General features: G+C 69.6%; 9 protein-coding genes. 7 read left to right on the top strand and 2 right to left on the bottom strand.

Annotated features, from left to right (window positions below):
- From ACZ6WN_RS28275 to egtD, 7 genes are all read left to right on the top strand, one after another.
- Window positions 1-186 (top strand): carboxyl transferase domain-containing protein (locus ACZ6WN_RS28275; RefSeq protein ID WP_465869522.1); only part of this gene is annotated, 186 nt, incomplete at its 5' end.
- Window positions 183-449 carry an acyl-CoA carboxylase subunit epsilon gene (locus ACZ6WN_RS28270; protein ID WP_465869521.1) on the top strand — a complete coding sequence of 89 codons (267 nt, stop codon included), beginning with the start codon at window positions 183-185 and terminating at the stop codon, window positions 447-449. The genes ACZ6WN_RS28275 and ACZ6WN_RS28270, both read left to right, overlap by 4 nt.
- A gap of 22 nt (window positions 450-471) precedes the next feature.
- Window positions 472-2,232, top strand: coding sequence for an acetyl/propionyl/methylcrotonyl-CoA carboxylase subunit alpha (locus ACZ6WN_RS28265; RefSeq protein WP_465869519.1), 1,761 nt, complete (start codon window positions 472-474; stop codon window positions 2,230-2,232).
- Window positions 2,233-2,531: 299 nt separating this feature from the next.
- Window positions 2,532-3,113, top strand: a complete 582-nt coding sequence (locus ACZ6WN_RS28260) for an adenylate kinase (RefSeq protein WP_465869517.1) — start codon at window positions 2,532-2,534, stop codon at window positions 3,111-3,113.
- 148 nt (window positions 3,114-3,261) lie between these two features.
- Entirely contained in the window at window positions 3,262-4,518 is a 1,257-nt protein-coding gene (egtB, locus tag ACZ6WN_RS28255; RefSeq protein ID WP_465869515.1) for an ergothioneine biosynthesis protein EgtB, read from the top strand.
- A complete protein-coding gene (locus ACZ6WN_RS28250; protein WP_465869514.1) occupies window positions 4,515-4,985 on the top strand; it encodes a hypothetical protein in 471 nt (156 codons plus the stop codon). Before egtB ends, ACZ6WN_RS28250 begins: the two co-directional genes overlap by 4 nt.
- Window positions 4,982-5,959 (top strand): L-histidine N(alpha)-methyltransferase, encoded by a 978-nt coding sequence (gene egtD, locus ACZ6WN_RS28245; RefSeq protein WP_465869512.1) that lies wholly within the window; start codon window positions 4,982-4,984, stop codon window positions 5,957-5,959. Before ACZ6WN_RS28250 ends, egtD begins: the two co-directional genes overlap by 4 nt.
- A 69-nt stretch (window positions 5,960-6,028) precedes the next feature.
- Here egtD and ACZ6WN_RS28240 read toward each other — a convergent pair whose 3' ends face one another.
- Window positions 6,029-7,372 (bottom strand): SLC13 family permease, encoded by a 1,344-nt coding sequence (locus tag ACZ6WN_RS28240; protein ID WP_465869511.1) that lies wholly within the window; start codon window positions 7,370-7,372, stop codon window positions 6,029-6,031.
- Window positions 7,373-7,385: 13 nt separating this feature from the next.
- Window positions 7,386-8,207: a maleate cis-trans isomerase family protein gene (locus tag ACZ6WN_RS28235; RefSeq protein WP_465869510.1), complete on the bottom strand. Its 822-nt coding sequence runs from the start codon at window positions 8,205-8,207 to the stop codon at window positions 7,386-7,388.
- Between the last annotated feature and the right edge of the window lie 40 nt (window positions 8,208-8,247).

Here is an 8,247-nt window from a genome sequence, read left to right as displayed (position 1 = left end):
CGCGCCGAGCTCATCGACGAGTACGAAACCACCCTCGCCAACCCCTACATCGCCGCCGAACGCGGCTACATCGACGCCGTCATCCCACCCCACGAAACCCGCGCCGAAGTCACCCGCGCCCTCCGCCTCCTACGCACCAAGCGCGAGACCCTCCCCGCCAAGAAGCACGGCAACATCCCGCTGTGACCGGCTCATCCACTGCCGCTCACGCCGGCTCTCCCCAGTCACCCGCAGCGTCTGGTCCCCTATGCCCGGCGCTGCGGGTCACCAGCCCAGACGCGGCACACGTCAGTCCAGACGAGATCGCGGCCGTGGTGGCCGTCCTCTCCGCGCTGGGGGCGGGCGAGGCACCCAAGAAGAAGCCGCGCTCCCTGTGGAGCACCCCGCAGCCGCGTACCCCGCTCCACCCCGGCCCCAACGCCTGGCGCGCCAGCGCTCTTCCGAACTGAACGTCGTAGAAAGCAGAACACCGTGCCTGAACTGACCAAGGTCCTGATCGCCAACCGTGGTGAGATCGCTGTTCGCGTGATCCGCGCGTGCAAGGACGCCGGGATCGGCTCCGTAGCGATCTATGCGGACCCCGACCGTGACGCGCTCTTCGTGCGCCTGGCCGATGAGTCCTACTCCCTGGGCGGAGCCACCCCTGCGGAGTCGTACCTGTCGATCGAGAAGATCATCGATGTCGCCCGCCGCTCGGGGGCGGACTCGGTCCACCCCGGCTACGGCTTCCTGGCCGAGAACGCCGACTTCGCCACCGCGGTGATCGAGGCCGGCCTGACCTGGATCGGTCCCTCGCCCGAAGCCATCGATGCCCTGGGCGACAAGGCCAAGGCCAAGCAGATCGCGCTCAAGGCCGGCGCCCCGCTGGCGCCCGGGCTCAAGGACCCGGTCAAGGACGCCTCCGAGATCGTCGCCTTCGCCCAAGAGTACGGCCTGCCGGTCGCGATCAAGGCGGTCTTCGGTGGCGGCGGTCGTGGCTTGAAGGTGGCCCGCACCCTGGAGGAGATCCCCGACCTGTACGAGTCCGCGGTCCGCGAGGCCGTGGGTGCCTTCGGTCGCGGGGAGTGTCTGGTGGAGAAGTTCCTCGACAAGCCCCGCCACGTCGAGACCCAGTGCCTGGCCGACACCCACGGCAACGTGGTCGTGGTCTCCACCCGCGACTGCTCCCTGCAGCGTCGCCACCAAAAGCTGGTCGAGGAAGCACCCGCACCGTTCCTGAGCGAGGAGCAGAACAAGCGCCTGTATGAGTCCTCCAAGGCCATCTTGCGCGAGGCCGGCTACGTCGGCGCGGGCACCTGTGAGTTCCTCGTCGCCGCCGACGGCACCATCTCCTTCCTCGAGGTCAACACCCGCCTCCAGGTCGAGCACTGCGTCTCCGAGGAAGTCACCGGCCTCGACCTGGTCCGCGAGATGTTCCGCATCGCCGCCGGCGAAGAGCTCGGCTACGACGACCCCGAGGTCCGCGGCCACTCCATCGAGTTCCGCATCAACGCCGAAGACGGCGGCAACAACTTCATGCCCGCCCCCGGCACCCTGACCGAGTGGGCACCCCCGGCCGGGCCCGGGGTACGCCTGGACGGGGGCTATGAGAAGGGCGAGACCATCCCGGGCTCCTTCGACTCCCTCATCGCGAAGCTGATCGTCTCCGGCCGCGACCGCACCCAGGCGCTGGAGCGCTCGCGTCGCGCGCTGGACGAGTTCAAGGTCGACGGCATGCCCACCGTCATCCCGTTCCACCAGGCCGTCGTCACCGACCCGGCCTACACCGCAGCGGACGGCTCCTTCGAGGTCTACACGACCTGGATCGAGACCGACTTCGACAACCAGATCACCCCCTACGCCGGTGCCTCGGGCGAGGCTGAGGAGGCCGGCGAGCGTCAGACCGTCGTCGTCGAGGTCGGCGGCAAACGCCTCACCGTCTCCCTGCCCGCCGGACTCGGTGGCCTCGCGGCCGGCGGCAGCGCCGGTGCCGCGAAGAAGCCCAAGCGGTCGGCTAAGAAGGCCGGCGCGGCCGCTTCGGGTGACTCGGTCACCTCCCCGATGCAGGGCACCATCGTCAAGATCGCCGTCGAGGAAGGCCAAGAGGTCGCCGAGGGCGACGTCGTCGTGGTCATCGAGGCCATGAAGATGGAGCAGCCTCTCAAGGCCCACAAGGCCGGCACCATCACCGGCCTGAACGCCACCGTCGGCGAGACCGTCGCCAACGGGGCAGTCATCGCCGAGATCAAGTAGCCGAAGGGATCCGTGATGACACCAGCGCCTGCGACTCTCCCCAGGTCCCAGTCACGTAGCAACGTGGGCATGCAGTGGCTCGTGACAGCGCCGCAGACACAGCCCCGGCACTCTCGCCACCGCCTGCCATGGGGGACCGTCCACCTCCGAAGGAACGGATCCCAACGAACGGCCTGCGGAGAGCCGACCGCGCTCTGGTTCACGTTCTGGGAGCTTCCCGTCGACATGACGTCTCCGGAGACGTGCCGGTCCTGCGCCCAGCATGCGGCCGGCGATCACCGGGCCGCGGGAGGCATCTGATGCGGATCATCATCATGGGCCCGCCGGGCGCGGGCAAGGGCACCCAGGCCAAGCACATCGCCCAGCACTACGGCATCCCGGCCATCTCCACCGGCGACATCTTCCGCGCCAACGTATCGCTGGCGACTCCGCTCGGCCTGGAGGCCAAGCGGTATCTGGACGCCGGCGAGTACGTGCCGGACGAGATCACCAACAACATGGTGCGCGACCGGATCGGCGAGCCCGATGCGGCCAGCGGATTCCTTCTCGACGGCTATCCCCGCACGCTCGCCCAGGTCGAGGAGCTCGACGGGATGATCGAGCCCGCCGGGCACGAGCTCGACGCCGTCATCAGCCTCCTCGTCGACGAGGACGAGGTCGTCACGCGCCTGCTGCAGCGTGCCCAGATCGAGGGCCGCGCCGACGACACCGAGGACATCATCCGGCGCCGTCAAGAGATCTATCTCGAGCAGACCGCGCCGCTCATCGGCGCCTATCGCGAGCGAGGCCTCATCGTCGAGGTCGACGGTCTCGGCGAGGTCGACGAGGTCACCAAGCGGATTCTCAGCGCCTGCGACTCATCCGCAGACGCCGTCTGCTGATCCGCGAACGGCGACAGCGGTTGTCGCGCACCGGGCCCATACCGGGCCCGGTGCGCGGCAACCGCTGAATCGCGTGGTGCGGGTTGGGCGACCAGGCAGAGTGGTTCGTAGCACTTGGCGTACCCGACCCTCCGACAGGAGACGTGAGATGGACACGACCACCGCAATCGCCCGCTTCGACGAAGTCCGGGCCGACACCGAACGCCTCGCCGCACCGCTCTCCCCCGAGGACCAGACCGTCCAGTCGATGCCGGACGTCTCCCCCACCAAGTGGCATCGCGCGCACGTGACCTGGTTCTTCGAGACCTTCGTGCTGGCCGAGAACGAGCCCGGCTTCACACCGTTCCAGGACAAGTACTGGTTCCTCTTCAACAGCTACTACGAGCAGGTCGGGCCGCGGTACTCACGGCCGATGCGTGGCGTGATCAGCCGCCCCGGCGCGTACGAGGTCGGCGACTACCGGCGCAACGTCGACGACCGCATCAGGGACCTGCTCGACCGCGTGGACGAGGGCACCTTCGCCAAGCTCGCCCCGACCATCGAGCTCGGCTTCCATCACGAGCAGCAGCATCAGGAGCTGCTGCTGATGGACATCAAGCACGTGCTCTCGCTCAACCCGCTGCAGCCGACGTACGCGGGGCGGTCGGTCGCGGGCGGGGGGACCGACCGGCTGGGGTGGGTCGATCTCGACGGCGGCCTGGTCGAGATCGGTTCCGAGGGCGGCGGCTTCTGCTTCGACAACGAGCTGCCACGACACCAGCAGTGGCTGGAGCCGTACCGGCTCGCCGACCGGTTGATCACCAACGGCGAGTGGCTGGAGTTCATCGCCGACGGCGGCTACCGGCGCCCGGAGCTGTGGCTCTCGGACGGCTGGGCGCGGGTCAACGCCGAGGGCTGGGAGGCGCCCTTCTACTGGCGCGAGGCCGACGGGGAGTGGTTCGAGCACACCCTGCACGGCACGTCCCCGCTCGATCCCGGGCTGCCGGTCTGCCACCTGAGCCACTACGAGGCCGATGCGTACGCCACCTGGGCCGGCAAGCGCCTGCCCACCGAGGCCGAGTGGGAGCACGCCGCCCGGACCTATGAGGTGGCCGGCAACCTGGCCGACCGGGACAGCTTCCACCCCCGCGCGGCCGGGCCCGCGACCGGTGGCCTGCGCCAGCTCTTCGGGGACTGCTGGGAGTGGACCTCCTCGGCCTACCTGCCCTACCCGGGCTTCCACCCTGCCGCCGGCGCGATCGGCGAGTACAACGGGAAGTTCATGTCGAGCCAGATGGTGCTCCGTGGCGGCTGCGCGCTCACCCCGCCGGGCCACACCCGGGCCTCCTACCGCAACTTCTTCCCGCCCGGCGCGCGCTGGCCCCTCACCGGGCTCCGGCTCGCCGACGACGGGCGCCGTGCGTGACCTGGTCGGCCTCGATCACGTGTGCCCATCGCGGCGTCCTCGGGCCGCCCCCGACCCACGCCGAGTGGGCCTCACATCACGACGGCTGCCCGGCTCCGCTGCGACTCGGTCCGTGGACCGCAGCCGTCAGCGGCACCATCGACGCCTCGTGGACGCTCATCCTCGACAAGGCCCAGCAGGACGGCCTGCCGATCGGCTCGGCGGCCGTCCAGCTCGCCAACGAGCTGGAGGTCGGTGGCTTCTCGGTCCTCCTCAGCGACGGCGAGGACCTCGCCCTGCTGACCGGTGACGAGGGCTGCCACCTGGTCGAGCCCGCGTCCTGGGAGTACGTCGTCAGCAGCCGTCCGCTCTCGGGCGCGCCGTCCACCCCGATCCCACCGCGCACCATCGGGGTCCTCAGCCCGTGCGGTCCGACGTGGTGGCGGCTGGACACACCTCATCACCAACCGAAGGAGAACCTCGCGTGACCCTCGACAGCGACGGCCGGACCACCACCCTGTTGACCGCCGAGGACTTGCGGCGCAGCCTCGCGGAGGACGCGCGCACCGGCCTGAGCGCGTCGCCGAAGTGGCTGCCACCGAAGTACTTCTACGACGAGCGTGGCTCGGAGCTGTTCGAGGAGATCACCCGGCTGCCCGAGTACTACCCGACCCGCACCGAACGGGCGCTCCTGACCGAGCATGCGCAAGAGATCGCCGAGGCCTCCGAGGCCGAGGTGCTTCTCGAGCTCGGGTCCGGCTCCTCGGAGAAGACCCGGCTCCTGCTCGATGCGCTGGCCCGGACCGGCCGGCTGACGACGTACGTCCCGGTCGACGTCAGTGCCAGCGCGCTCACCCAGGCGATGGACGCGCTCGCCGAGGAGAGGCCGGGGCTCGTGCTGGAAGGGGTCGTCGCCGACTTCGACCAGCATCTCCAGCAGCTGCCGACCCCGGGACGGCGGCTGATCGCGCTGCTCGGCAGCACGCTGGGCAACTACGACCGCCCCGGACGCGAACGATTCCTGCGATCGGTCGCCGACGCCATGCAGCCCGGGGAAGGTCTCCTGCTCGGGCTCGACCTGGTCAAGGACCCCGGTCAGCTGGTCGCCGCCTACGACGATGCCGCCGGTGTGACCGCCGAGTTCAACCTCAACGCGCTGCACGTCCTCAACCGGAGCCTGGGCGCCGACTTCGACCCTGACGGGTTCCGGCACCTGGCGCGTTGGAACACCGAGGAGGAGCGGATCGAGATGCGACTGGTCGCCCAGGACTCCGCCCGCGTGGAGCTGAGCGAGCTCGACCTCGTCATCAAGTTCGACGAGGGCGAAGAGCTCCTCACCGAGCTGTCCTGCAAGTTCCGCCGAAGCAGCGCCGCTCGCGAGCTCGCTGCGGCGGGATTCGGCGACCTTCGCTGGTGGACCGATCCGGAGGAGGCGTACGCACTCGTCCTGGCCAGGCGCTGAGCGCCAGGGTCCGGCTCCGCCCCGGCGCGGGCGGGGACCCAGGTCGTGGGTCCCCGCCTGCGTCGTGGTCTACCCGATGCCGAGCTTCACGAAGACCAGCCAGGCGACGAGTGGCACCACGGCGATCATCAGCACCGCCCACAGCAGGAGCGACCTGAAGAACAGTCGTTCCTCCTCGGGCCGCGCGCTGGCCATGAGCAGCGCGCCGCTCGTCGACATCGGGCTGGTGTCGACCACGGACGAGCTGACGGAGATCGCCGTGACGACGCCGAGCGCGGTGAGCGTGGGGTCCGCGGCGATCGGCACGACGACCGGGCTGATCACGCCGAGCGTGCCCGTGGTGGAGGCGAAGGCGGAGATGAGACCGACCACGTAGCTCGTGATGAGCGCCGCGATGGAGCCGCTGCCCAGACTCTCGATGCCCGCCTGGAGATCCGCGAGCGCGCCCACCGATTCGAGCATCCCGACATAGGTGACGATCCCGGTCACCAGGAGGATCGCCGACCACGGCATGCTGTCGATGGTCCGCTGCTGGACATCGGGGTTGACCACGATGAGGACGACGGCAAGGGCGATCGACGCCACGCCGACATCGAGCCCGAAGACCGTCGTGAGGACGAGCAGCGCCGCGAGGCTCACCAGGCTGAGGACGCGCATCGGCGTGACCTCCACCTTCTGGGGCACGACCTCGGTCCTGGCCTCGGTGAGCACGCCACCCGCGGTTCCGCCGCCGAGCTCGTCCGTGGACGACCCCGGTGCGTGCAGCTCACCTCGCTCGGCACCCGGGCGGGCCCCGGCCCGTGCCGCGCGGCGGCGAACGATCGCCTGGACGCCGGCGTAGGCGATGACCGCCAGGACGGCGTTGAAGACGAAGCAGTACAGGTAGAGCTTCAGCGTGCTGTCCGGTGACCCTGCCTTGTCCAGCATGACGTTGGACAGCGCACCGAACGGGTTGACCGGGGAGAAGGCTCCGGCATTGGCCCCCTGGATCACGACGAGGCCCATCGCGAGGGTGCTGATCCCGAACCGGGCTCCGAGCGCCAGGGCGACGGGCGCGACGATGGCGATGGCGGCCGGGGTGAACGCCCCCGCCGAGGCGAGGAGCGCGGTGAGAAGGAACATCAGCACGGCCACGAGGAGCCGGTGACCGTTGGCGAGTCGTTCTGCCCAGTAGGCGAGCAGGTCGATGGTGCCGGTCTGCTTGACGATCCCGAAGAGCAGGGTCGCGCCCACGAGGATCAGCAGGAGCTCGGTCGGGAAGCCGGCCATCACATCGTCCAGCGAGAGCCCGCCGATGAGGGTGCCGACGCCGAAGGCCGCCACGAGGGCGAGGAGGCCGGCGTTGATGCGGGTGAAGCAGCCCACGGCGAAGGCCGCGATCAGGACGAGGAAGGCGACGAGGGACAGGGTCATGACGGCACTCGCCTCACCTGGTGCGAGCGTCTGCCGCGACGAGCGAACCCTCGAGCAGCCGCCCTGCGTTGCTGATGGCCGGCTGGTGACCCAGTGCCTGAAGGATCTCGAACGTGGTGGCCGTCGCGGCGGTGATGACCGGTAGACCGAGCTCGTCCTCCACCGCCTGGACCGCGTCGAGCGACGGCATCTGAACACAGGCGGACAGGATCAGGGCGTCGGCCTCGGAGTGACGGAGCTCGCGGGCGATGGCCGGCAGGTTGCGCGGGTCGAGGCAGCCCACGGCGAGGTTGTCCGAGACCTCCAGGCTGGTGGCGTCGACCACCGTGAAGCCTGCGCCCTCGATGTAGTCGCCCACCATCTTCGTCAGCGGCTTCATGTAGGGCGCGACCATCGCGACCTTGCGGGCGCCGATGGCCTCGAGCGTACGCACGAGCGCGCCGGCGCTGCTGGTGACGGCTGCCGGCAGGCCGTTGCCGGCCGCCGCCTCTCGAATGACCTCCTCCGAGCCGACGTGGGCGTTCGGCCCCTGGGCCATCACCGCGACCAGACAGGCGTACGCGATGACGTCGACGTCCGCGTCCGAGACGGCAACGGCGCAGTCGGCCGCCTTGTCGACCATCGCGAGCAGCTCTTCCCTGGTGACGCTCTTCAGCGTCGCCCGCGCCGAGTGGAAGGTGTAGCGGTGCCCGGTGGCCAGCGACTGCCGGCGGAACAGCTCCGGAAGCTCGGTCTCCATGGTGATGTTCGAGCTCGGCACGATCAGCCCGATCCGAGAGCTGTCAGGGGCTGCCTGCGGCTCCCGACCAGCTGAATTCGCGACTCCAGTCGTCATCTGTCACTCCGAAACGTGTTGTAGGGATGGAGAACCCACA

The organism is Nocardioides sp. NPDC054178 (genome assembly GCF_055585005.1).
This window is presented reverse-complemented; position numbering and strand designations above follow the sequence as displayed.